The sequence below is a fragment of the Modestobacter muralis genome (assembly GCF_010682105.1).
GTDB lineage: Bacteria > Actinomycetota > Actinomycetes > Mycobacteriales > Geodermatophilaceae > Modestobacter > Modestobacter muralis.
Map to the genome: position 1 here is coordinate 1 of NZ_JAAGWH010000035.1, position 23573 is coordinate 23573.

Genomic DNA, 23573 nt, shown 5'->3' on the forward strand with positions numbered 1-23573 from the left:
GCTGTAGATGTCTCGCGTCCACTGTGTGGTTCTGAACGTACGGAACCCACCCCCCAACCCCACCCCACATATTCGTGTGGAGCGGGGTGGTGTGGGGTGGGCCCGACAAGTTCACAGCGTTACGGCGGTCATGGCGAAAGGGAAACGCCCGGTCTCATTCCGAACCCGGAAGCTAAGCCTTTCAGCGCCGATGGTACTGCCCCGGGGACGGGGTGGGAGAGTAGGACGCCGCCGGACACAACTCAACGAAACGGGGGTCGGAGCTTAATGCTCCGGCTCCCGTTTCGTGCGTTTGTCCGCTCTCGTCGACCGACCAGCCCCCCGCACAGCGGAGGTGGGCCGGGTGCGATGCCGTTCAGGTGCCCCCGCCGGGCGTGCGCCGATCACCAGTGAGGTACGTACACACCATGACTTCTCCGCGACGCGGGCCCGCGGGCTCCGATCGAGGCCGAGGCAACAGCGGCGGCGGAAGTGGCGCGCCCCGACAGGGCGGCGCCGGCCGTCCGGCACGTCCCGCCGGTCACCGCGGTTCCCGACCGACGGGTTACGGCGCAGGTGCCGGTGGCGGCTCCGGGTCGTCACGTGACGATGCCTACCGCGCACGCGGTGGTGCAGCCGGTGGCGAGTGGGGAGCCCGCCCGTCCGGTGGACGTCCGCAGCGCGGTCGGCCCCAGGGTGACGGTGCCCCCCGGCGCGACGCGCAGGAGCGTGGCCCGCGCACCGACCGGCCGACCGGTGCCGGACGCCCCCAGGGTGACCGTCCGTCATGGCAGGACCGCGCCCCCCGTGGGGACCGTCCCACCGGTGGTGCTGGGCGTCCGGCCGCTGGTGGTCGGCCGTCCGGTGGCGGTCGCCCGTCCGGTGACCGCCCGTCGTGGCAGGACCGGCGTCCCGCGGGGGCAGGCCGCCCGTCGGGTGACCGTCCGTCCTGGCAGGACCGCGCCCCCCGCGGAGACCGCCCGCAAGGTGGTGGCCGTCCCGCCGGTGACCGTCCCGCCGGTGGCCGCCCGTCGGGCGATCGTCCGTCGTGGCAGGACCGCGCGCCTCGCGGTGACCGCCCGCAGGGTGCTGGCCGCCCGTCGGGCGACCGCCCCACCGGTGGTCGTCCGTCCGGCGACCGCCCCGCGTGGCAGGACCGCCGCCCGGGTCAGGACAGCCGTCCTGGCCAGGACCGCCGGCCCGGTGGGGACCGGCCTGCGGGTGGTCGCCCGTCGGGTGACCGTCCCGCGTGGCAGGACCGCCGTCCCGGTGGCGACCGCCCCGCCGGCGGTGGACGTCCGCAGGGTGACCGCCCTGCGTTGCAGGACCGTCGTCCCGGTGGGGACCGCCCCGCCGGCGGTGGACGCCCGTCCGGTGACCGTCCCGCGTGGCAGGACCGTCGTCCCGGTGGGGACCGCCCCGCCGGCGGTGGACGCCCGTCCGGTGACCGTCCCGCATGGCAGGACCGCCGCCCGGGACAGGACAGCCGTCCCAGCCAGGACCGCCGGCCCGGTGGGGACCGGCCTGCGGGTGGTCGCCCGTCGGGTGACCGTCCCGCGTGGCAGGACCGCCGTCCCGGTGGCGACCGCCCCGCCGGCGGTGGGCGCCCCTCGGGTGACCGCCCGGCGTACCAGGATCGTGCGCCGCGCGGTGACCGCCCGCAGGGTGACCGGCCCTCGTGGCAGGACCGTCGCCCCGGGCAGGAGAGCCGACCGGGTCAGGACCGGCCCTCCGGCGGTCGTCCTTCCGGGGACCGCGCACCGCGCGCTGACCGCCCGGCGGGCGACCGCCCGGCATGGCAGGACCGTCGTCCCGGTGGCGACCGGCCGGCCGGCGGTGACCGCCCGGCAGCTGGTGGACGCCCCTCCGGTGACACCCCCTCCTGGCAGGACCGCCGTCCCGAGCGCCGTCCGGCTGCCGGGCGTGACGAGGAGAGCGGCAGCCGGCCCGCCGGCCCGCCGATCCCCGAGTGGGCCGACCCCCGTGAGCTGGACCCGGCGGTCCGCTCCGCGCTGCGCAGCCTGGACTCCCGCAACGCCGAGCTGGTCGGCAAGCACCTCGCCGCCGCCGGAGGCCTGGTCGACGACGAGCCCGAGCTCGCCCTCCAGCACGCCCGGGCCGCTCGTGACCGCGCCTCGCGCATCGCCCCGGTGCGCGAGGCCGTGGGCGTCGCCGCCTACCTCGCCGGTGACTTCGCCGAGGCCGCCCGCGAGATCCGCGCCTACGCGCGGATGAGCGGCGACCAGAGCTACCGCGCCGTGCTCGCCGACTGCGAGCGTGCCCTGGGCCGCCCGGAGAACGCACTGCGGCTCGTGGCCGAGGCCCTCGAGGCGCAGCCCGACGAGGCCGAGCTCGTCGAGCTCCAACTGGTGGAGGCCGGCGCCCGGCAGGACCTCGGTGAGCTCCCGGCCGCAGCCCTGATCCTGGAGGCCGCGCTCGGCGGCCGGCCGACCCCGGCCGGTCTCGGGCAGCCCGACCTCGGCCAGCTCCGGCTCGCCACCGCCTACGCCGACCTCCTCGCTGCCCGCGGCGAGGAGGAGCTGGCCATGGAGTGGTACGGCGCCATCGCCGCAGCCGACCCCGACGACCTCACCGGCGTCTCCGACCACTTCCTCGACGACGAGGAGGAGGACGAGGACGACGAGCTCGAGGCCGAGCTCGACGGTGCCGTGCTGGACGACGACGACGACGCCGAGGGCGACGACCTGCCCGGTGCCGACGCCGACGGGTCCTCGGTCGACGAGCCCGCCGTCGCGCCGGCCGTGCTGGCCGCCGTGGCCGACGCAGTCGCCGCTGACGACGACCACGACGACGCCCACGAGGACGACGACGAGGACGACGTCGACGAGGACGCGCTCGACGACGTCGCCGACGACGACATCGAGGCCGAGGTCGCCGAGCTGCTCGGTGAGGTGCCCCCGCCGCCGGTGGAGCGGGACCACAGCCGGCTCTTCCAGCAGGCGACGGAGCAGCAGCCTCCGACGAACTGACCTGTTCCGTCCACACCGGCCGGCGTCGTCCACAGTGTCGTCGCGACGCTGGCCGGTGGGGGAGCGGGCGGCCAGGCTCGTCGGCATGAGCCTGGCCGTGATCGATCGGAACGACGTCGTCCTCCGGGGGCGGCTGAGCGCGCCCCCGGAGCTGCGCCCCATGCCCAGCGGTGACACGCTCCTGGTGTTCAAGCTCGTCGTACGACGGGAGAGCCCCCGGCCCCGCGGCCCGAGGTCCGACGTGATCACCTGCGTCAGCTACGCACCCGCCCTGCAGCGCTACGCCGCGGCCTGGACCGTCGAGGACGTCGTCGAGGTCGAGGGGTCACTGCAGCGCCGGTTCTGGCGCACGCCCACCGGCACGGCCGTGGCCTACGAGGTCAACTGCCGCCGCGGCCGCAAGGTGAGCCGCGCCTCGGCTCGACCCGACTGACCGGTCAGTCCTCGTGCGGTCGCAGCACCAGGCCCGTGCGGGGCTTGGGCACGAACAGGGTCGACTTGCGGGGCATGCGGGCGCCGGCCCGCGCGACCGCGGCCACGTCCGAGGGCGACGGGGACCGCAGCAGCAGCGCCACCCCGGCGCGCTCCTGCGCCGACTGCAGCGCCTCGGCCACGTCGTGGGCGATCAGCACCGACCCCGGGTCGTCCGGCCGGTCCCACAGTCGCGACAGCACTGCGGCGTGGGCCAGCACGACGTCCAGCCGGCGCCAGGCCGCCGGTGCCTCCGCCGGCACGGCCGCGAGCATCTCCGGCGCGGGGTCCGACAGCTCGGCGACGCGGACGCCGTCGGTGACCAGGAACGCCGGTCCACCGCGCTGGGCGGACCAGTCCTCGACCACCCGGCGGAGGTCACCGTCGGCGGGGGAGAGGTCTCGCACCCTGAAGCCGGCGGCGGCCGAGGCCAGCGCGGCGTCGAACGTCAGGTCGGGCACGACCCGGTGGATGGCCTGCAGCCGCAGCCCGCCGGCGCCCATGGGCGTCAGCAGCGCCAGCACGCTGCCGTGCCCACCGATGGAGTGCTGGTGGTCGCGAGCGGCGGCGAAGCGGTGGTGCCCGTCGGCGATCACCGCCCCGGTGGCGGCCAGCGCCCGGGTCAGCTGCTCCAGCACGTCGGGGTCGGTGACCCGCCACAGCCGGTGCACGACCCCGTCGGGGTCACCGACCTCGAGGGTGGGTGGGCTGCCGGCGGCGACCCGGCGGGTCAGCTCGGCGACCTCGGCGTCCGCGTCGTGCGCCAGCACGATCGGCTCCAGGTCGGTGTGGGTGGCGGCGAGCAGGGCGGCGCGCCCGGCCACGGCGGGGGCGAAGGTGTCCTCGTGCGGCAGCACCGCCGCCGACCCGGGCGGGGGCACGGTGACCGCACCCAGCCAGCCCGTCGTCGGCTCGCTGCCCGGGGCGCTCATCTCGTAGCGCCACAGCGCAGGCTCCTCGTCGCGCACCAGCACGCCGTCGGCCAGCCAGCCGCTCAGGGTGCTCGCCGCGACGGTGGCCGAGGCGCGGTCCCGGCCGGCACGGGTGCCCTCCGGGGTCTCCAGCGGGTCGACGTGCGGCAGGATCAGGCGGACGATGTTGTGCGGATCGGCCGCGGCCAGTCGTTCGCGGCCCGCCGCGGTCACCAGGTCGTAGGCCGGCGAGCTCACCCTCGCCAGGTGCCCGGCGTCCTGGTCGCGGTAGAGCAGGGCACGGAACGGCCGGACGTCGAGGCCCGCTTCGTCAGGAGGCGGGGCGTCCGCCGACGTCGAGGGCACGGACTCGATCGTAGGAGCGCGTCGGCACACGGCCCGCGGCGGCGTCGGCCGCGGCGGGCTCCTGCTGCCGGTGCGCGCCAGGGAGGAGCGGCGGTGGTCGACCCAGGACAGCCGGACGGCGGGGTCTATGAGTGGTACCAGCGTGGCCTGCAGCTGCTGGGGGACCGCAACCCCGCGGCGGCCGCCACCCTGCTCGAGCGCGCCGTCGCCGCCGAGCCCACCTCCCGGAGTGCGCGCGAGGCACTGGCCCGGGCACAGTACGACGCCGGTCGCTATCACGACGCGATCGACAGCTTCACCCACCTCATCGCCGCCAACCCCACCGACGACTACGCCCAGTTCGGGCTCGGCCTGGCCGCCAGCCGGGCCGGCGAGCTTGAGCTGGCCGCCGAGCACCTCGCCCTGGCCGTGGCCATGCGCCCCGACCTCGACCACTACGCCCGCGCGCTGCGCGGGGTCCGGGCCCGCCGTGGCCTGGCGGAGGAGCTCCCATGACCTGCACCCACCCGTCCACCCGTGTGCGGCGGTCCCGACGGTGAGCGGCGACCGCATCCCGCTGTCCGCCGGCTCCGACGCGCCGCCGACCAGCACGCACGACGTGGCGCTGCTCGACCTCGACGGGGTCGTCTACGTCGGGCCGGCCGCCGTCCCCGGGGTGCCGGAGGCGCTCACCGGCGCCCGCACCGCCGGGATGCGGCTCGGCTTCGTCACCAACAACGCCGCCCGCCCCCCCGAGCAGGTGGCCGCACACCTGACCGAGCTCGGCGTCCCGGCCGAGCCGGCCGACGTCATCACCAGCTCGCAGGCGGCGGCCACCGTGGTGGCCGAGCTGGTCGGCGCGGGCGGCCGCGTGCTGGCCGTCGGCGGTCCCGGGGTCGCGACCGCGCTGACCGCCGCCGGGCTGACCGTCGTCGAGCGCGCCGAGGACTCCCCGGCCGCCGTCGTGCAGGGCTACGGCCCGGCGGTCGGCTGGGCGCAGCTGGCCGAGGCCGTCGTCGCCGTCCGGGGCGGGGCGCGGCACGTCGCGACCAACACCGACGCGACCATCCCGTCCCCGCGCGGGGTGCTGCCGGGCAACGGGGCGTTCGTCGGCGTGGTCAGCGCGGTCACCGGGCAGCAGCCGCTGGTCACCGGCAAGCCGGACCCGGCCATGCACGCCGAGTGCGTGCGGCGCACCGGTGCCCGCCGGCCGCTGGTCGTCGGTGACCGCCTCGACACCGACATCGAGGGCGCGCGGCGGGCCGGTGCGGACAGCCTGCTGGTCCTCTCCGGCGTCGCCACCCCGACCCACCTGCTGGCCGCCGGGCCCGACCACCGGCCCGACCTGCTCTCACCCGACGCTGCGGGGCTGCTCACCGCTCACCCGCCGGTGACGCCCGCCGCGGACGGCTGGAGCTGCCGCGGGTGGCAGGCCGCAGCGACCGACGGGGTGCTCACGCTGCGCGGTGCCGACGCGGACGGTGGGCCCGCCGACGGGCTCGACGGGCTGCGCGCACTGGCCGTCGCGCACTGGGCGCAGCACCCGGACGTCGGCGCGCCCGCCGTGGTCCGCAGCGGTGACGCCGCGGCCGCGGAGGCACTCCGGAGCTGGGGGCTGACCGGGGACTGACCGGCTGTCCGCGCCGACGTCCGGGCGCCCGCCGGGTCAGGCACCGCCGGCGGGCCGCCGCGCGATCAGAGCAGGGAGCGCAGCCGCAGCATGTCGCGCAGCCCGGCCTCCAGCTTCACCCGGCCGGCGGCCCAGGCCGGGGCGAACGCGAGCTCGCCGGAGGTCAGCGCCATCAGGTCGTCGCTGGCCATGGTCAGCCGGATGTCGGCCTTGGGCACGGTCGGGGAGTCGGGCAGCGCCGTCATGTCGTGCACCTGACCGAGGGCCAGCCGGCCCTGCACCACCTGGCCGAGGTCGGTGAGCCGGCAGGACACGGTGCGGTCGAGGTCCCGGGCACCCTCGGAGGCGGCCAGCTTCCTGACGAAGCGGTCCAGGGCGGTCGTGCACTGCTCCAGCGTGGCCACGTGCGGCGTTCCTCCTCGAGCAGGGGACCGGGTCGACCCCGCCGGAGAGCCCGACGGTGCCGTCCGGCCGGGTGTCCGGCCGGGTGGTCCGGGGCGCGACGCTACCGGCGGTGCCCTCCCACCACCGAGGTCGGGAGGGCCGGGGCGGCTCTGTGTCCACCGTCCCAGCCGCTCACCGCCGCCCGTCGGTCCCGGCCGGTAACCTCGGGACGCGCCGCCCCCCGGCGGCCGGCCTGCGGTGCCGCAGCAGGTGACCCGGCAGAGACGGACGAGGAGGAGCGCGTGAGCCAGCCCGACCAGCCCCGCCCGGTCCCCGGTCCGGCCGTCGCGCGCCCCGGTCCCGTCCCGGGTCCGCCCGTCGCGCGCCCTGGCGCCGTGCCGGGTCCTCTCGACCAGCGTCCGGCCGTCGTCCCGGGTCCTGCCGGCCCGCGTCCGGCTGTCGTCCCGGGGTCGGCCGGCCCGAGTCCGGTGTCCGTCCCCGGCCCGGCTGCGAGCGTCCCGGCACCGCCGGCCGGCCCGTCGCCCTTCGTCGGGCTGACCGACCGCCCGGTGGCCGAGCACGTCGCCGTGTTCGAGGCCGAACACGATCGGCTGCAGCGCGAGCTGGCCACCATCGACCAGCTCTGATGGCCCGCCGCAGCCGGCTCGACGCCGAACTCGTCCGCCGCGGACTGGCCCGCTCCCGCGAGCACGCCGTCACCCTCATCGCCGAGGGCCGGGTCACCGTGGGCGGGCAGGCCGCGACCAAGCCAGCCACCGGCGTGGAGGCCGGCGCCCCCGTCGTCGTCCGCACCGACCCCGACCAGCCCAGCTGGGTGTCCCGCGGCGCGCACAAGCTGCTCGGCGCGCTGGAGGCCTTCCCGGTCGCCGTCGAAGGTCGGCGCGCGCTGGACGCCGGGGCCTCCACCGGCGGGTTCACCGAGGTGCTGCTGCGCCGCGGCGTCGGTGAGGTCGTCGCCGTCGACGTCGGCTACGGCGAGCTCGCTTGGTCGCTGCGCACCGACGAGCGGGTCGCCGTCCACGAGCGCACCAACGTGCGCGAGCTGACCCCGGAAGCGATCGGCGGGCCGGTCGACCTGGTCGTCGCCGACCTCTCCTTCATCTCCCTGCGCCTGGTGCTGCCCGCCCTCACCGGCTGCGCGCTCCCGGACGCCGACCTGCTGCCCATGGTCAAGCCCCAGTTCGAGGTGGGGCGGGAACGGATCGGCGCCGGTGGCGTCGTCCGCGACCTCGGGCACCGGGCCGACGCCGTGCTGACGGTGGCGCGCGCCGCCGCCGAGCTGGGCTGGGGCACCGCCGGGGTCGTGGCCAGCCCGCTGCCCGGTCCCGCCGGCAACGTGGAGTTCTTCCTGTGGCTGCGCCGCGACGCGCCACCACCGGAGCAGGCCGACATCGACCGAGCAGTTCAGGAAGGACCACCGTGACCCAGAGCACCGTCGCTCCGGCCGGTCAGACCACCCGCCGCGTGCTCCTGGCCGTGCACACCGGGCGGGCCGACATCGTCGAGCTCGCCCGCACCGCCGCGGCCCGGCTGACCCGCGCGGGCATCGTCGTTCGGCTGCTGGCGGACGAGGCCGAGGACCTGGCCGTGCCCGGTGCCGAGGTCTGCCCGTTCGGACCTGGAGCGGCCGACGACGTGGAGCTCGTGCTGGTCCTGGGCGGTGACGGCACGTTCCTGCGCGCGGCCGAGCTCGCCCACAACAGCGACGCGGCCATCACCGGGGTCAACCTCGGCCGGGTCGGCTTCCTGGCCGAGACCGAGCCGGACGGCGTCGACGAGATGATCGGGGCCGTCGAGCGCCGCGAGTACCAGGTCGAGGAGCGGCTCACCCTCGACGCGACCGTCTTCGACGCCGCGGGCCGGCAGGTCGGCGATACCTGGGCGATGAACGAGGTGTCCATCGAGAAGGTGGAGCGCACCCGGGTGCTCGACGTGGTCCTGGAGGTCGACGGGCGGCCGCTGACCAGCTTCGGCTGCGACGGCGTCCTGTGCGCCACCCCCACCGGCTCCACCGCCTACGCCTTCTCCGCCGGCGGTCCGGTCGTGTGGCCCGACGTCGACGCCCTGCTCGTGGTGCCCACCAACGCCCACGCCCTCTTCGCCCGCCCGCTGGTGGCGTCCCCGTCCTCGGTGCTCACCGTCGCCATCCCGCCCGACGGCAACCGGGCCCGGGTGTCGGCCGACAGCCGCCGCGTCGTCGACGTGCCCGACGGCGGCCGGGTCGAGGTCCGCCGCTCCGCCCGCCCCGTGCGCATCGCCCGGGTCAACCCGACGACGTTCAGCGACAAGCTGGTGGCCAAGTTCGGGCTGCCGGTGCGCGGCTTCCGCGACGCCCGCTCGCACGGCCCCGGCCACGAGGCCCCGGTCTACGCGCAGAACGTGCTCACCCGCGGCATCGCCACCGCCGGCACCGTGCCTCCCGGCACCGTGCCCGGCGCCGGTGCCCCGACCGAGGAGGCAGCCGGTGGCCACCCGCACCGCACGGCCTGACCGGACGACGGCCCGGAAGACGGCCGCCGCGCCCGCCGACACCGAACCTCCCGTCACAGCCCCCACCGACACCGCTCCGACCGGCGGCGCGCCCCGCAACGGGGCGCTGTCCGAGCTGCACCTGCACGGGCTGGGCTCGATCGACGACGTCACGCTGGAGCTGGGCCCGGGCCTGACCGTGGTGACCGGGGAGACCGGCGCCGGCAAGACCATGGTCGTGACCGGCCTGACCCTGCTGTTCGGTGGCCGCGCCGACCAGGGGCGGGTCCGCGCCGGGGTGCGTGCCGGGGTCGAGGGCCGGCTCGTGTTGCCCAGCGACTCCCCGGTCTGGGCGCGGGCGGCCGAGGCCGGGGCCGAGCCCGACGAGGACGGCAGCCTCATCCTGGCCCGTACCTTCAGCGCCGACGGCCGCTCCCGGGCGCACCTGGGCGGGCGCAGCGTGCCCGTCGGCGTGGTGTCCGAGCTGGCCGAGCAGCTGGTGGCCGTGCACGGCCAGACCGACCAGCTGCGGTTGACCCGCCCGGCCGAGCAGCGTCGCGCGCTGGACCGGTACGCCGGCCCCGCGCACATGGGCCTGCTCGAGCAGCACCGCACCGCGCACGCCGCCTGGCGCGCGCTGGCCGAGGACCTGGACCGCCGCCGCAGCCAGGCCCGTGAGCTCGTCCAGACCGCCGACGTCCTGCGTCACGGCCTGGAGGAGATCGCCGCCGTCGCACCCGAGGAGGGCGAGGACGACGCGCTCGACGCCCAGGCCCGCCGGCTCGGTGACGCCGACGCGCTGCGGTCGGCCGCCGACACGGCCCGGTTCGCCCTGGTCGGCGACGTCACCGGGGAACTGGGTGGGGGAGGAGACGCCGAGAGCGACGCCTCCACCGCCCTCGCGGTCGCCGAGCGGGCGCTGGGCGGCTCCGACGACCCGGCGCTGGTGCTGCTGGCCCGCGACCTGGCCGATGCGGTCGCCGTGGTGTCCGACGTGGCGGTCCAGCTGGCCGGCTACGTGGCCGACCTGGACGCCGACCCGGCGCGGCTGGCCGAGGTGCTGGACCGGCGGGCGGTGATCACCGCGCTGGTGCGCAAGTACGCCGACGCGGGCGAGGGGCTGGCCGGGGTGCTGGCCTGGGCTGCGGACGCGGAGTCCCGGCTGTCCGAGCTCGACGTCTCCGACGAGGCGCTCGAGGCACTGCAGGCCCAGCGGGACGCTGCCCGCACCGAGCTCGACGCGCTCTCGGCGCAGGTCACCGCCGGCCGGCGGGCCGCGGCTGACGGCTTCGCCGCCGAGGTCGGCACCGAGCTCGCCGGCCTGGCGATGAAGAACGCGAAGGTGTCCTTCCAGATCGACTCCGACCCCGCCCACCCCGGCCCCGAGGGGGTCGACGAGGTCGTGCTGCTGATGTCGCCGCACCCCGGCGCACCGGCCCGTCCGGTGCACAAGGGCGCCTCCGGCGGTGAGCTCTCCCGGGTGATGCTGGCCATCGAGGTCGTCTTCGCCGGGGCCGACCCGGTGCCGGTGATGGTGTTCGACGAGGTCGACGCCGGGGTCGGTGGCTCCGCGGCCGGGGAGATCGGCCGGCGGCTGGCCCGGCTGGCCGCCGAGCACCAGGTCGTGGTGGTCACCCACCTGGCCCAGGTCGCCGCCTTCGCCGACACCCACCTGGTGGTCGACAAGTCCCCGGACACCGCGCACGGCGTCACCGCCACCGACATCCGCGCGGTGCGCGGGGAGGACCGCGTGCGCGAGCTGGCCCGGATGCTGTCCGGCCTGGCCGACAGCGACACCGGCCAGGCCCACGCCCGCGAGCTGCTCGCCGTCGCCGCCGAGCGCCAGTAGGAACGGCTCCGTCCCGCGCGGCCCTCGAGGGCGGGACGGGAGTGGGCCACCCTCGCCCCGGCGGCCTGACGCTCGTCAGCCGAGGCAGCGCTAGGCGACCCCGGCCGCGGCGGCTCGATGCTCGTCGGCCGGGGCAGCGCGAGGCGACCCCGGCCGCGGCTCGACGCTCGTCGGCCGGGGCAGCGCGAGGCGACCCCCGCCGGAGCGGCGCGTCGCTCGTCAGCTGGGGCAGCGCGAGGCGAGGAGCGCCGTGGTCGAGCAGAGCGGCGCGGACGGAGCGCGGCGTGCCGGCGCGTCGTGCCAGGATCCGCGCGTGGGTCATGACGCAGCGGTCGAGGTGAGCGCCCTGGCGATCAACGTGACGATCCCGGAGCACCTCCGGTGGACCGACACGCGGCGCGGGGAGCAGTTCGTGCTCACCACGCTCAACGTCCGGCTGCTGCCGGACGGGCATCTGGCGACCAAGGCCTACGGCCGCCCGGTCGCCGGTGGGCGAGGCGGGTACGTCTCCTTCCCCGTGCCCGACGGCGAGGAGTTGGCGGCTTTGCTGTCCGAGGCCGCCGACCGGGCCGGCCAGCTCTGGACGGCGCACCGCGGCCTCGGCTGACCGGTCGACGGGAGCCCGGTCGGGCCCCGGCCCCCGAGGCGGCGGAGCCCGTCCTCAGCGGCGCTTGGCGTACCCCGCCAGGCCGAACTGCAGCAGCGCCAGCCCGCGCTGACCGCGGGCGCGCAGCTCGGACACCAGCGCCGGCCCGGAGGCCCCGGCCAGCACGCGGTCGCGGGCCAGTTCCAGCAGCGACGAGTACAGCCCCAGCACCGCGTTGGCGGCCAGCCACGGCTCCAGCTCGCCCGGCGTGGCCCGGGTCTCCAGGGTGATCTGCTCGGCCAGCGAGTCGGTGAGCGTGCCGAGGATCTCCCGCTCCCGCACCTGCAGGGTGCGGCTGCCCCGGATGACCCGGGCCATCTCCGTCATGCCCTCGGCCGCGACGGGGGAGCCCAGCTGGCTCACCGCGGCGACGACGAACCCGCCGGCGGCCGCGGCCACGGACTCCCCGGCCGGACGCCGGCGGACGGCGTCGAGCAGGGCCGCGCGCATCGGGGGGTCGGACTCGAAGACCAGGCCCTCCTTGACCGGGAAGTGGTTGAACACCGTCTTCTCGACCACGCCCGCGCGCTGGGCGATCTCGCTGACGGTCACGGCGTCGAAGCCGCGCTCGACGAAGAGCTCGGCGGCCGCGTCGACGATCGCCTCACGGGTGCGCTGGCGGCGCTGCTCCCGCAGGTCGGGTCCCCGCCGGTCGCGGCGGCGCGCACGGCGTCCGGGGCCGGGGGCGTCGGCGGGCACTGCATCGCCCTCGGCGGCCTCGGCTGCGGCCGGGACGTCGTCCGGCTGGGGCGCGGTCGTGTTCGGCTCGACGTCGGCCGGCGCGGCCGCGGCCTGCTCGACGTCCGCCGGCGCGGGGGCATCGGCCTGGGGGGCGACGGCGGGCTCGGGCACCGGTGGGCGGGACCGCAGCTCCACCACGGCCGCGGGCGTCCCGGGCTGCTCCTCCGGGGGCGCCGGCTCGACGGTCACGGCGCCGTCCGGGGTCTCGGCGGGGTCGTCGAACACGACAGTCGCTGTACTCCGGCGCGCGGAGGCCCCTGCAGTCACACCAGTCACGCTAGTGACGGGCCGGTCCCGTCCTGCTGCAGCGACGCGCACTCAGGTCACGGGCGTGTCGCGGCCACACCGGTGTCGTCACCGTGCGTGGTCGGTTGCTTGCTGATGCGCGTCGGGATCATGAGGAACGGCGCCCGTGGGAGCATCCCGCCATGCGCATCGGCACCCTGGGGCGCGGACGAGTGCCCGACCCGGCGCCGGGCGTGAGCGGTCCGGCGCGCCTGGACCGACGGACGAAGAACCTCACCAAGCGCCTGCGTCCCGGCGACATCGCGGTCATCGACCACGTCGACGTCGACCGGGTGGCCGCCGACGCCCTCGTCTCCTGCCAGGTCGCCGCCGTCGTCAACGCCGCACCCAGCACCTCCGGCCGCTACCCCAACCTGGGCCCCGGCGTCCTGGTGGAGGCGGGCATCCCGCTCGTCGACGGGGTCGGCAAGGAGCTGTTCACCCGGATCAAGGAGGGCGCGCGGCTGCGGGTGGAGGGCGACCAGGTGTTCGCGGGGGACACCCTGGTCGCCCGGGGCGTCGAGCAGACCCCCGAGAGCGTGGCCGAGGCCATGGTCGAGGCCCGGGCCGGGCTGTCGGCGCAGCTGGAGGCCTTCGCGGCCAACACCATGGAGTACATGAAGCGCGAGCGCGCGCTGCTGCTGGACGGCGTCGGCGTCCCCGACGTGACCACCCGGATCGACGGCCGGCACGTGCTGATCGTCGTCCGTGGCTACGACTACCGGGAGGACCTGCAGGCGCTGCGGCCCTACATCCGCGACTACCGGCCGGTGCTCATCGGCGTCGACGGCGGGGCCGACGCGCTCAAGGAGGCCGGCTACCAGCCGGACATGATCATCGGGGACATGGACTCGGTCAGCGACGCGGTGCTGCGCTGCGGGGCCGAGGTGGTCGTGCACGCCTACCCCGACGGTCAGGCGCCCGGCCTGAAGCGGGTCACCGACCTCGGCGTCCCGGCGATCACCTTCCCCGCCGCGGCGACCAGCGAGGACATCGCGATGCTGCTGGCCGACGAGAAGGGCGCCTCGCTCATCGTCGCCGTCGGCACGCACGCCACGCTCGTGGAGTTCCTGGACAAGGGCCGTGGCGGGATGGCCTCGACGTTCCTCACCCGGCTGCGGCTGGGCGGCAAGCTCGTCGACGCCAAGGGGGTCAGCCGGCTGTACCGCAGCCGCATCTCCACCCTCGCGCTGGTGTTCCTGGTGGTCGCCGCGCTCGCCTCGATCGCCGCAGCCCTGGCCGTGTCTACCGCCGGCCGGGTCTACTTCGACCTGTTGATCGACCAATGGGACAGCTTCGTGTTCTGGCTGGAGAACCTCTTCACGTGATCGACTTCCGCTACCACCTGGTCTCGCTGATCGCGGTCTTCCTGGCCGTGGCGCTCGGGATCGTCATCGGCACCACCCAGCTCAACGGGCCGGTGCTGACGAACCTGCAGGGTCAGGTCACCGCACTCCAGACGGACAAGCGGGCACTGGAGGACCAGAGCCGGGAGCTGCAGGCCCAGCTGGACGACGTCGGCAGCTTCGACGAGGCCGTCGGCCCGGCGCTGGTCGAGGGCACCCTGGCCGAGCGCAGCGTCGTCCTGGTCGTCGGCTCCGACGACGTGGCCCCCGACGTGCTCGAGGGGCTCACGGCCCTGCTGGGCAGCGCGGGCGCGACCGTCACCGGCACCATCCGGCTCACCCCCGGCTACGGCGACCCGGCCAACGACGCCGCCGTGGAGGCCTACGTCTCCGGCCCCGGCCGGCCGGCGGGGCTGGCCCCGGCGGAGGGGACCGACCCCGCGGGCCTGGCCGCGGACCTGCTCGCCGAGGTGCTCATGGTGCCCCCGGCCGACGCCGGCACCGCCGGCCCGGTCCCGGCGTCGGCCACCTCCTCGGTGCTGGCCGGGCTGGAGGAGCTCGGGGTGCTCAGCCGGGACACCTCCTCGGTGACGCCGGCCGACCACGCGGTGCTGCTGACCGCCGGGGTGCCCACGGACGAGAACGCCCTGCGCCGCACCGAGGCCCTCGTGGAGCTGGTGACCGCACTCGACCGGCGCGGCTCCGGCGCCGTCGCCGCCGGCGACCCGACCGCCATCGAGGACGGCGGCCTCCTCCGGGCCCTGCGCGCCGACACCTCGGTCTCCGCGGTCGTGTCGACCGTGGACAACGTGACCGTGCCCGCCGGGCGGATCAGCACCGTGCTCGCGCTGGCCGCCGAGAGCCGCGGCACGACCGGCGCCTACGGGAGCGGCGAGGACACCCAGCCCGTCCCGCCGGCGCCGTGACCGGCCACCGGGGTCTGACGGCCGCCGCGGCCGGGGTGCTGGGCGCCCGGGCTGGGCTGGCCGTGGCCGGGCGCGTCCCGGGGGCGCGCTGGCAGCGCACCAACTTCGCCGGCCGGCCGGTGAGCCTGCTCGGCGGCCCGGTGCTGGCCGCCGCCGCGACCGGTGCCGCCGTGCTCGGCGCCCCGACCGGGCAGCGGGCCGCCGCCGCGGTGGTGGGCACGGTCGCCGGGCTCGTGGGCAGCTACGACGACCTGGCCGGCGCCCGCCCGGAGCAGGCCGGTGACAAGGGGCTGGCCGGGCACCTGGCCGCGCTGCGGGCCGGGCGGGTGTCCGCGGGCGTGGTCAAGGTCGTCGGGATCGGTGCCGCCGCCTCGGTCGCCGCCGTCCTCACCCGGCGGGGGAGCGCGGCCGACGCCGTCCTCACCGTCGGCCTGGTCGCCGGGACGGCGAACCTGGTCAACCTGCTGGACCTGCGCCCCGGGCGGGCCGGCAAGGCCGCGGTGCTGCTGGCCGGGGCGACCCTCGGCGGCCCGGCCGGCGGGCTGTCCGCGGGGCCGCTGGGCGCGACCGCCGGGCTGCTGCCGGCCGACCTCGGCGAGCGGGTGATGCTCGGCGACTGCGGTGCCAACGCGCTCGGCGCGCTGCTCGGGCTGCGGCTGGCCGCCCTGCCCGGGCGCCCGGGCAGGGCCGGCCTGCTCGCCGTCGTCACCGCACTGACGCTGGCCAGCGAGAAGGTCAGCTTCACCCGGGTCATCGAGTCGACCCCCGGCCTGCGCGAGCTCGACCAGCTCGGCCGCCGCCGCACGTGAGCCCCTCCACCCGGCGGGCCCTGGTGCAGGGCGCGGCCGGTGCGGCGCTGCTGATCTCGGTGCTCACCGTGCTGTCCCGGCTCGCCGGGTTCGGCCGCACCGTGGTGTTCACCAACACCGTGGGCGCCGGCAGCACCGGCGACACCTACCTGGCCGCCAACACCGTCCCCAACGTCGTCTTCGAGGTCGTCGCCGGCGGTGCGCTGGCGAGCCTGGTCGTGCCGATGCTGGCCGGGGGGATCGCGGCCGGGAACCGCGAGCAGGTGCGGCGCACCGCCTCGGCGCTGCTGGGCTGGACCCTGCTGCTGCTGGTCCCGCTCGCGCTGGTCGTGGCGCTGCTCGCCCGGCCGATCGCCGCCGGCCTGCTGGGCAGCGGCGACCCCGGGCAGGTCGACCTGGCGGCGCGGCTGCTGCTGGTCTTCGCGCCGCAGGTCGTGCTCTACGGCGTCGGCATCGTGCTCACCGGCGTCCTGCAGGCCCACCGCCGCTTCGCCGGGCCGGCGCTGGCCCCGCTGCTGTCCTCGCTCGTCGTCGCCGGCGCCTACCTGCTGTTCGCCGCCATCGGCGGCGGCCGGGACGTCGCCTCGCTGGGCACCGCGGCGGAGCTGGTGCTGGGCGTGGGGACGACGCTGGGCGTGGTCGCGCTGAGCCTGTCGCTGCTCGGTCCGCTGCGCGGTCTGCGACTGGGCCTGCGCCCGGCCTTGCGGTTCCCGGTCGGGGCCGCGCCGCGGGTGCGCCGGCTCGCGCTGGCCGGGGTGGTCACGCTGGCCGGGCAGCAACTGGTCACCCTGGTGGCGATCCGGCTGGCCAACGCCGGCGCGCCCGACGGCACCCAGGTCGTGCTCGTGGCGGCGATGACGGTCTTCCTGCTGCCCTGGGCGGCACTCGCAGTGCCCCTGGCCACCTCGGTCTACCCGGCGCTGAGCGAGCGGGCGGCGGCCGGCGACGAGGCCGGCTACCGGCGGGCGCTGGCCCCGGCCGCGGTGCTCACCGTGGTCACCGCCGCGGTCGCCGCCGCCGGGCTGGTCGCGGTCGCCGGGCCGGTCGCCCGGCTCTTCCTCGCCTCCGCCAGCGACGCCGCCGCGGCGCCGGCGCTGCGGGCCGCCGTCCTCGGCTTCGCGCCCGGGCTGGTCGGCTATGCGCTGGTGGCGCTGCTGTCCCGGGCGCTGTACGCCCGCGGCCTGTGGCGGGCACCGACGGCCTGCCTCACCGGCGGCTGGCTGGTCGCCGTCGCCGCCGACCTGGTGCTCGCCGCCGCGCTGCCGCCTGCGGACCGCGCGCTGGCCCTGGGCGCCGGGCACAGCCTCGGGGTCACCGTCGCCGGGGCGGCGCTGCTGGGCGTCGTCGTCCGGGTCGCCGGCCCGGGCGCGCTCAGCGGGGTGCTGCGCACCGGGGTGCCCGCGGTGCTGGCCGCGGTGCTCGCCGGGGCCGCCGGGCTGGTGACCGCCGCCGCGCTGGGCGCCGACCCGGTGCCCCGGGGCGGGGTGTCCGGCGCGGTCGGCACCGGCGTCGTGAGCGGGGCAGTCGTGCTCGTCGTCGCCGGTGCGGTGTTGCTGGCCACGGCCCGCCGGCCGCTGACCGCGGCGCTGCGCGGGTTGCGCACCCCGGAGGAGGCGACCCGTGGCTGAGCTGACCGGCCGGCGCGTCACCGAGGTGCTGGCCACCAGCACCGGCGGTGTCGGCACCCACCTGCGCTCGGTGCTGCCCGCGCTGCTCGCCGCCGGCGCGGACGTGCGGGTGTGCGGCCCGCGGGCCACCGAGGAGCTGTTCGGCTTCACCGCCACCGGCGCGGACTTCGGCGAGGTCGGCATCTCCGCCGGGTTGGCGCCGGTGGCGGACCTGCGCGCGGTCCGGGCGCTGCGCCGGGCGGCCGCCGGCAGCGACCTGGTGCACGCCCACGGGCTGCGCGCCGGGCTGGTCGCCGCGCTGGCCGGCCGGCTGGGGGCCCGCCGTCCGCTGGTGCTGACCCTGCACAACGCCGCGCCACCGGGCGGCGGGCTCCGTCGCCGGGTGCTGGACGCCGCCGAGCGGGCCACCGTCCGCGCCGCCGACGTGGTGCTGGCCGCCTCGGCCGACCTCGCGGCCAACGCCACCCGGCTGGGCGCCCGCGACGTCCGGCCGGCGCCGGTGTCGGCGCCCCCGCTGCCGCCGGCCACCCGCACGCCGGAGCAGGTGCGCGCCGAGCTCGGCCTGGACGACGCCCGGCCGCTGGTGCTGGCCGTGGGCCGGCTGCACCCGCAGAAGGGGTACGACGTGTTGCTGGACGCCGTGGCCGCGGGCGTCGCCGGCGACCCGCTGGTCGCCGTCGCCGGGGACGGGCCGCTGCACGACGCGCTCGCGGCGCGCCTCACCGCGGAGGCGCTGCCGGTGACCCTGCTGGGCCGCCGCACCGACGTCGCCGACCTGCTCGCCGCAGCCGACGTCGTCGTCCTGCCCTCGGTCTGGGAGGCCCGCTCGCTCACCGCGCAGGAGACGCTGCGCGCCGGCGTCCCGCTGGTGGCCACCGCCGTGGGCGGCGTCCCGGAGCTGGTCGGGGACGCCGCCGTCCTCGTCCCGGCCGGCGACGCCGTGGCGCTGGCCGCTGCGCTGGGCGGGCTGCTCACCGACCCGGCGCGGCGCGCGGAGCTGGCGGCGGCCGGACCGCGGCAGGCGGCGGGCTGGCCGGACGAGGCGGCGACGGCGGCCCAGCTGGTCGCCGTCTACACCGAGCTGCTGGCCCGGCGGTGACGACACAGGGGGTGCCCGTGTTAGCGTCGGCGTCCGTGGGTCGACAGGCAGAGTCCAGCAACCGTTCGCTCCCCAACTCCCAGCCGACGAAGTTCGTCTTCGTCACCGGCGGCGTCGTGTCGTCCCTGGGCAAGGGCCTGACCGCGAGCTCGCTGGGGGCACTGCTCTCCAGCCGTGGGCTGCGGGTCACGATGCAGAAGCTGGACCCGTACCTCAACGTGGACCCCGGCACGATGAACCCGTTCCAGCACGGCGAGGTCTTCGTGACCGAGGACGGCGCCGAGACCGACCTGGACATCGGGCACTACGAGCGGTTCCTGGACACCGACCTCACCGGCCGGGCCAACGTGACCACCGGCCAGGTCTACTCCGACGTGATCGCCCGGGAGCGGCGCGGGGAGTACCTCGGCGACACCGTGCAGGTCATCCCGCACATCACCAACGAGATCAAGGCCCGGATGCTGGCGGGTGCGGACTCCGCCGAGCGGGTCGACGTGGTGATCACCGAGATCGGCGGCACGGTCGGTGACATCGAGTCGCTGCCGTTCCTGGAGGCCGCCCGCCAGGTGCGTCACGAGATCGGCCGGGACAACTGCTTCTTCCTGCACATCTCGCTGATCCCCTACATCGCGCCCTCCGGTGAGCTGAAGACCAAGCCGACCCAGCACTCCGTGGCCCAGCTGCGCAGCATCGGCATCCAGCCCGACGCGATCGTCTGCCGCTCAGACCGGCCGATCACCGAGGGCCTCAAGCGCAAGATCAGCCTGATGTGCGACACGGACGCCGAGGGTGTCGTGTCCTGCCCCGACGCCCCCTCGATCTACGACATCCCGCGGGTGCTGCACCGCGAGGGCCTGGACGCCTACGTCGTCCGCCGCCTCGGCCTGCCCTTCCGGGACGTCGACTGGACCGTGTGGGGCGACCTGCTGGACCGGGTCCACGACCCCAAGCTGACCGTCACCGTGGCCCTGGTCGGCAAGTACATCGACCTGCCCGACGCCTACCTGTCGGTCACCGAGGCGCTGCGGGCCGGCGGCTTCGCCCACCGCTCGCGGGTGCAGATCCGCTGGGTGCCCTCCGACGACTGCGAGACCCCCGAGGGCGCCCGGACCGCGCTGGCCGGCGTCGACGGCGTCTGCATCCCCGGCGGGTTCGGCGTCCGCGGCATCGAGGGCAAGCTCGGCGCCATCCGGCACGCCCGCGAGAACGGCATCCCGACCCTGGGGCTGTGCCTGGGCCTGCAGTGCATGGTCATCGAGACCGCGCGGAACCTGGCCGGCATCGCCGGGGCCAACTCCACCGAGTTCGACCCGGAGACCCCCGACCCGGTCATCTCCACCATGGCCACCCAGCTCGACGTCGTCGCCGGCCGCGGCGACATGGGCGGCACCATGCGGCTGGGCAGCTACCCGGCCGTGCTGGCCAAGGGCTCGGTCGCGGCCGCGGCCTACGGCGCCACCGAGATCACCGAGCGGCACCGGCACCGCTACGAGGTCGCCAACGCCTATCGCGACCAGCTCACCGAGGCCGGCCTGGTCTTCTCCGGCACCTCGCCCGACGGCACCCTGGTCGAGTTCGCCGAGCTGCCCGCCGACGTCCACCCCTTCTTCGTCGGCACCCAGGCCCACCCCGAGCTCAAGAGCCGCCCGACCCGGCCGCACCCGCTGTTCGCCGCGTTCGTGTGCGCCGCGATCGGCTACCAGGACGCCGCCCGGCTGCCGGTGCCCGACGAGGAGCCGGTCGGCATCTGATGAGCGCCGTGCGGACGACGGGCGAGCGAGCATCGCAGGGAGCGCCAGCGACCGAGGAGCGGAACGAGTCCGGAGGCGAGCAGTGAGTCACGACTACGAGGTGCTCGGTACCGAGCGGGTCTACGAGGGCCGGGTCATCTCGCTGCGCAAGGACACCGTGGCCATGCCCGGTGGCGGCGAGAGTGTCCGCGAGGTCGTGCACCACGGCGGCGCGGTCGGCATCGTCGCGCTGGACGACGAGGACCGCGTCGTGATGCTGCGCCAGTACCGGCACCCGGTCGGTGAGCACATGTGGGAGGTGCCGGCCGGCCTGCTGGACGTCGACGGCGAGGCCCCCGTGGACGCCGCCCGCCGCGAGCTGGCCGAGGAGGTGCAGCTGTCGGCGGAGCGCTGGTCGCTGCTCACCACCCACCACCCCTCGCCGGGCTTCTGCGACGAGAAGGTGCTGCTGTACCTGGCCGAGGTGCTCTCCCCGGTCGACCGGCCCGAGGGCTTCGTGGTCGAGCACGAGGAGCTGGACATGACCGTCGAGCGGGTGCCGCTGGCCGAGGCCGTGCAGTGGGTGTTCGACGGCACGATCCGCAACTCCCTCGCCGCGATCGGGGTGCTCGCCGCCGCCCAGGTGCGGGCCACGTCGCCCCGGCTCCGCCCGCTCGACTCGGTCTGAACCGCCTGACCTGAGGGACGGCCGCGTCACGCACGGCGGCCGTCACGCTGGCCGGCCACGCCGCGGCGCGGGTCGAGCCGCTCCACCTGACCTGGAGCCGCGCCACGGCACGGCTCGACGTCGGCTGAGGCGGGTCGACCCGGTCGGCGGCGGGGGCCCCGGTGCGGGTCGACCCGCGCCCGGCAGGGTCAAGCCGCGTGCGCACGCGGCTCCACCCTGCGCCGTCCGGGTCAAGCCGGCTGGGCCGCGCCGGTCGCGTCGGGAGGCAGGTGCAGGCCGAGCCGCTGCAGCTCCAGTCCGGCCAGCGCGCGGACGGCGGCCGGGTCGCCGGCCCGCCACCCGGCACCGGTGCCGGCGGGCAGCGCGGCCAGCCGGCTCAGCGGCGCCGTCGCCAGCGCCCGCGCCGCGAGCAGCTCGAGGTCGGGCGGGCCCTGCGCGCCGTGCCCCAGCAGCCGGTCGGTGGCCCGGGCCTCGCGCAGCCAGCCCAGCCGCCACGGCAGCCAGCGCAGCAGCAGCCAGCCCACCGGCAGCAGCACCAGGACCACGGCCAGCACCGTGGCCAGCGTGGAGACGGCGTCCTGCGCGCCCTGCCCGGCCCCGGTGACCGACGCCCCGGCGTCCCCGAGGGCGTCGAAGGGCGTGGCCAGCTCGTCCCCGACCACCGGGACGCCGTCGGCGGCGCCGGCCGCGCTGCCCATGGTGTCCGAGATCGACCGGCCCAGGTCCGCCAGCGCCCGGCCGGGCTCGGCCAGCACCAGCACGGCCCGGTGCACCACCCGGGCGACCAGCAGCCACAGCACCAGCCAGGCCACCAGGCCCAGGTCGGCGGCCACCTGCCGGGCGCGTCGGTCGGGTCGGTCGGCGTACAGGCGCATCGGGCAGCTCCGCGGGGGTGTCGAGGGGTCCCCGGCATCGTGCGGCACCCCGGCCGGGACGGCGATCCCGGGTGCGCACGAACGGTCGGGCGCCGCGGGGGCCGCGCGCGACAGACTCCCTGCATGCCCGAGGACACCCCGGCCGCCGGACGTGACCGGCTGCGCGAGCTGCTGGACGCCGTCCTGGACGAGGACAACCGCACGCTGAGCGAGATGGCCGGCGACGCCTTCGCCTCGCCGTGGCACTTCAGCCGCCAGGTGAGCCGCGGCGCGGGGGAGGCACCGGTCGCGCTGCGCCGCCGGGTCGTGCTGGAGCGCGCGGCCTGGCAGCTGCGTCAGGGCCGCAGCGTCACCGACGTCGCGTTCGCCGCCGGCTACGAGTCGGTGGAGGGTTTCAGTCGCGCGTTCACCCGCGCCCACGGCCGGACGCCGGGACAGCGGGGCACGGCGCCGGCGCGGGACGCCCACTGGCTGCCGGCGCCGAACGGCATCCACTTCCACCCGCCCGCCTCGCTGTGGGTCGCCGGCCAGCCGGGTCAGCGCGGTGGCGACGAGGTCACCGCACTGCTCGTGCACCACGACCTCGAGGACACCCGCGCCCTGCTGGAGACCGCGACGGGCCTGCCCGAGGAGGAGTACCGGCGGGTGCGCGTCCCCGGCCAGCAGGTGCTGGCCTGGGACGGCCCGGAGGAGTCGCTGGCCGCGGTGCTGGAGCACCAGGTGTGGTCGACCGAGATGTGGCTGGCCGCCGTCGAGGGCGCCGACCACCCGGTGCGTGGCCGCGACGACCCGGCGTCCCTGCTGGCCCGGCACGACGAGGCCGCACCCCGCTGGCTGGCGTTCGTCCGCGAGGTCTCCCGCCGCGGCGCCTGGGGCGACCGGCTGGTCGACGCCCTCTGCGACCCGCCGGAGTCGTTCGTGCTCGGCAGCGTCGTCGCGCACGTGCTCACCTACGGCGCCCACCGCCGGCAGCTGGCCCGGCACTGGTTCCGCGCAGCCGGCCTCGACGTGGACGCCGGCGACCCGATCGACTGGCTGAGGAGGAGGACCTCGTGACCCGCACCGTCTACTACACCGCCACGTCCCTGGACGGCTTCATCGCCACCCCCGACCACTCGCTGGACTGGCTGCTGTCCCGGGAGAACGACCCGGCCGGGCTGATGGGCTACGACGGTTTCCTGGCCGGGACAGGGGCGGTGGCCATGGGGGCGACCACCTACCGCTGGGTGCGGGACAACGACCCGGGGTGGGTGCCCGAACGGCCCACCTGGGTGTTCACCCACCGCGAGCTGGAGCTGATCCCGGGCGCCGACCTGCGGCCCACCGCCGACGACGTCGCCGCGGTGCACGCCGCGATGGTGGCCGCGGCCGGCGACCGGGACGTGTGGATCGTCGGCGGCGGGGACCTGGCCGGCCAGTTCGCCGACCGCGGGCTGCTCGACGAGGTGGTGGTGTCGATCGCCCCGGTCACCCTCGGCGCCGGCGCTCCGCTGCTGCCGCGGCGGGTGGAGCTGGCGGTGCGGGAGGCCGGCCGCAACGGCGAGTTCGTCGTCGTCCGGTACGCCGTCGTCCGGCCGGCCTGACCTGTCGCTGCACACGATGGTGCGGGGGATGAGGACCTGGGCCGAGACCCACATGGACGACGTCCTGGCCGCCCGTGCCGAGCACGACGCACGCGACCGGCCGGAGAGTGCTCCCTGACACACTCCGGACACGCGTCGTGCCTAGACTCCGCCCGAGGCAGGCCCCGA

The 23573-nt window shown here is 76.8% G+C and carries 22 protein-coding genes and 1 rRNA gene; 19 read left to right on the forward strand and 4 right to left on the reverse strand.

All coding sequences use genetic code 11. The annotated features are described in order from the left end of the window. Positions 1-120: 120 nt before the first annotated feature. The 3 genes from rrf (at position 121) to GCU67_RS12935 (ending at position 3402) form a co-directional block, all read left to right on the forward strand. A 5S ribosomal RNA gene (rrf, locus tag GCU67_RS12925) occupies positions 121-237 on the forward strand. Positions 238-2129: 1892 nt separating this feature from the next. Continuing rightward, entirely contained in the window at positions 2130-2969 is an 840-nt protein-coding gene (locus GCU67_RS12930) for a Replicase polyprotein 1ab (protein WP_163611641.1), read from the forward strand. 85 nt (positions 2970-3054) lie between these two features. Next, entirely contained in the window at positions 3055-3402 is a 348-nt protein-coding gene (locus tag GCU67_RS12935; RefSeq protein WP_163611642.1) for a single-stranded DNA-binding protein, read from the forward strand. A 4-nt stretch (positions 3403-3406) separates the two neighbouring features. Here GCU67_RS12935 and GCU67_RS12940 read toward each other — a convergent pair whose 3' ends face one another. Beyond that, a complete protein-coding gene (locus GCU67_RS12940) occupies positions 3407-4717 on the reverse strand; it encodes a DUF1015 family protein (RefSeq protein ID WP_163611643.1) in 1311 nt (436 codons plus the stop codon). Between the two features lie 93 nt (positions 4718-4810). On the opposite strand from GCU67_RS12940, the gene GCU67_RS12945 reads away from it, so the two are divergent. Then, a complete protein-coding gene (locus GCU67_RS12945) occupies positions 4811-5212 on the forward strand; it encodes a tetratricopeptide repeat protein (protein ID WP_163611644.1) in 402 nt (133 codons plus the stop codon). Between the two features lie 40 nt (positions 5213-5252). After that, a complete protein-coding gene (locus GCU67_RS12950; protein ID WP_163611645.1) occupies positions 5253-6326 on the forward strand; it encodes an HAD-IIA family hydrolase in 1074 nt (357 codons plus the stop codon). Between the two features lie 65 nt (positions 6327-6391). On the opposite strand, the gene GCU67_RS12955 is transcribed toward GCU67_RS12950, so the two are convergent. Then, complete coding sequence (locus tag GCU67_RS12955) at positions 6392-6730, reverse strand: sterol-binding protein (protein WP_163611646.1); 339 nt, start codon at positions 6728-6730, stop codon at positions 6392-6394. A 468-nt stretch (positions 6731-7198) separates the two neighbouring features. Between GCU67_RS12955 and GCU67_RS12960 the strand changes: the two genes are divergently transcribed. From GCU67_RS12960 to GCU67_RS12980, 5 genes are all read left to right on the forward strand, one after another. Further along, positions 7199-7357 carry a hypothetical protein gene (locus tag GCU67_RS12960; RefSeq protein WP_163611647.1) on the forward strand — a complete coding sequence of 53 codons (159 nt, stop codon included), beginning with the start codon at positions 7199-7201 and terminating at the stop codon, positions 7355-7357. Next, a complete protein-coding gene (locus GCU67_RS12965) occupies positions 7357-8154 on the forward strand; it encodes a TlyA family RNA methyltransferase (RefSeq protein WP_163611648.1) in 798 nt (265 codons plus the stop codon). The genes GCU67_RS12960 and GCU67_RS12965 overlap by 1 nt, the downstream gene beginning before the upstream one ends. Beyond that, a complete protein-coding gene (locus GCU67_RS12970) occupies positions 8151-9221 on the forward strand; it encodes an NAD kinase (protein ID WP_163611649.1) in 1071 nt (356 codons plus the stop codon). The genes GCU67_RS12965 and GCU67_RS12970 overlap by 4 nt, the downstream gene beginning before the upstream one ends. Continuing rightward, positions 9196-11049, forward strand: coding sequence for a DNA repair protein RecN (gene recN / locus GCU67_RS12975; protein WP_338104983.1), 1854 nt, complete (start codon positions 9196-9198; stop codon positions 11047-11049). Before GCU67_RS12970 ends, recN begins: the two co-directional genes overlap by 26 nt. 313 nt (positions 11050-11362) lie before the next feature. Continuing rightward, entirely contained in the window at positions 11363-11656 is a 294-nt protein-coding gene (locus GCU67_RS12980) for a hypothetical protein (protein ID WP_163611650.1), read from the forward strand. Positions 11657-11710: 54 nt separating this feature from the next. Here GCU67_RS12980 and GCU67_RS12985 read toward each other — a convergent pair whose 3' ends face one another. Continuing rightward, a complete protein-coding gene (locus GCU67_RS12985) occupies positions 11711-12661 on the reverse strand; it encodes a TetR/AcrR family transcriptional regulator (RefSeq protein ID WP_338104985.1) in 951 nt (316 codons plus the stop codon). Positions 12662-12864: 203 nt separating this feature from the next. Between GCU67_RS12985 and steA the strand changes: the two genes are divergently transcribed. The 7 genes from steA to GCU67_RS13020 all read left to right on the forward strand — a co-directional run bounded on the left by steA (position 12865) and on the right by GCU67_RS13020 (position 20947). After that, complete coding sequence (steA, locus tag GCU67_RS12990; protein WP_163611652.1) at positions 12865-14049, forward strand: putative cytokinetic ring protein SteA; 1185 nt, start codon at positions 12865-12867, stop codon at positions 14047-14049. Beyond that, a complete protein-coding gene (locus GCU67_RS12995) occupies positions 14046-14993 on the forward strand; it encodes a copper transporter (protein ID WP_163611653.1) in 948 nt (315 codons plus the stop codon). Before steA ends, GCU67_RS12995 begins: the two co-directional genes overlap by 4 nt. Then, positions 14990-15802, forward strand: a complete 813-nt coding sequence (locus tag GCU67_RS13000) for a hypothetical protein (protein ID WP_163611654.1) — start codon at positions 14990-14992, stop codon at positions 15800-15802. Before GCU67_RS12995 ends, GCU67_RS13000 begins: the two co-directional genes overlap by 4 nt. Next, complete coding sequence (murJ, locus tag GCU67_RS13005) at positions 15799-17430, forward strand: murein biosynthesis integral membrane protein MurJ (protein ID WP_338104986.1); 1632 nt, start codon at positions 15799-15801, stop codon at positions 17428-17430. Before GCU67_RS13000 ends, murJ begins: the two co-directional genes overlap by 4 nt. Then, positions 17423-18529: a glycosyltransferase gene (locus GCU67_RS13010; RefSeq protein ID WP_163611655.1), complete on the forward strand. Its 1107-nt coding sequence runs from the start codon at positions 17423-17425 to the stop codon at positions 18527-18529. The genes murJ and GCU67_RS13010 overlap by 8 nt, the downstream gene beginning before the upstream one ends. 35 nt (positions 18530-18564) lie before the next feature. After that, complete coding sequence (locus tag GCU67_RS13015; RefSeq protein WP_163611656.1) at positions 18565-20280, forward strand: CTP synthase; 1716 nt, start codon at positions 18565-18567, stop codon at positions 20278-20280. Positions 20281-20362: 82 nt separating this feature from the next. Beyond that, complete coding sequence (locus tag GCU67_RS13020) at positions 20363-20947, forward strand: NUDIX domain-containing protein (protein WP_338104987.1); 585 nt, start codon at positions 20363-20365, stop codon at positions 20945-20947. 230 nt (positions 20948-21177) lie between these two features. Here GCU67_RS13020 and GCU67_RS13025 read toward each other — a convergent pair whose 3' ends face one another. Continuing rightward, entirely contained in the window at positions 21178-21822 is a 645-nt protein-coding gene (locus GCU67_RS13025; RefSeq protein ID WP_163611657.1) for a hypothetical protein, read from the reverse strand. Positions 21823-21945: 123 nt separating this feature from the next. Here GCU67_RS13025 and GCU67_RS13030 point away from each other — a divergent pair, with 123 nt between their 5' ends. Both GCU67_RS13030 and GCU67_RS13035 read left to right on the forward strand, forming a co-directional pair. Next, complete coding sequence (locus GCU67_RS13030) at positions 21946-22878, forward strand: helix-turn-helix domain-containing protein (protein ID WP_163611658.1); 933 nt, start codon at positions 21946-21948, stop codon at positions 22876-22878. Next, a complete protein-coding gene (locus GCU67_RS13035) occupies positions 22875-23405 on the forward strand; it encodes a dihydrofolate reductase family protein (RefSeq protein ID WP_163611659.1) in 531 nt (176 codons plus the stop codon). The genes GCU67_RS13030 and GCU67_RS13035 overlap by 4 nt, the downstream gene beginning before the upstream one ends. Positions 23406-23573 lie beyond the last annotated feature (168 nt).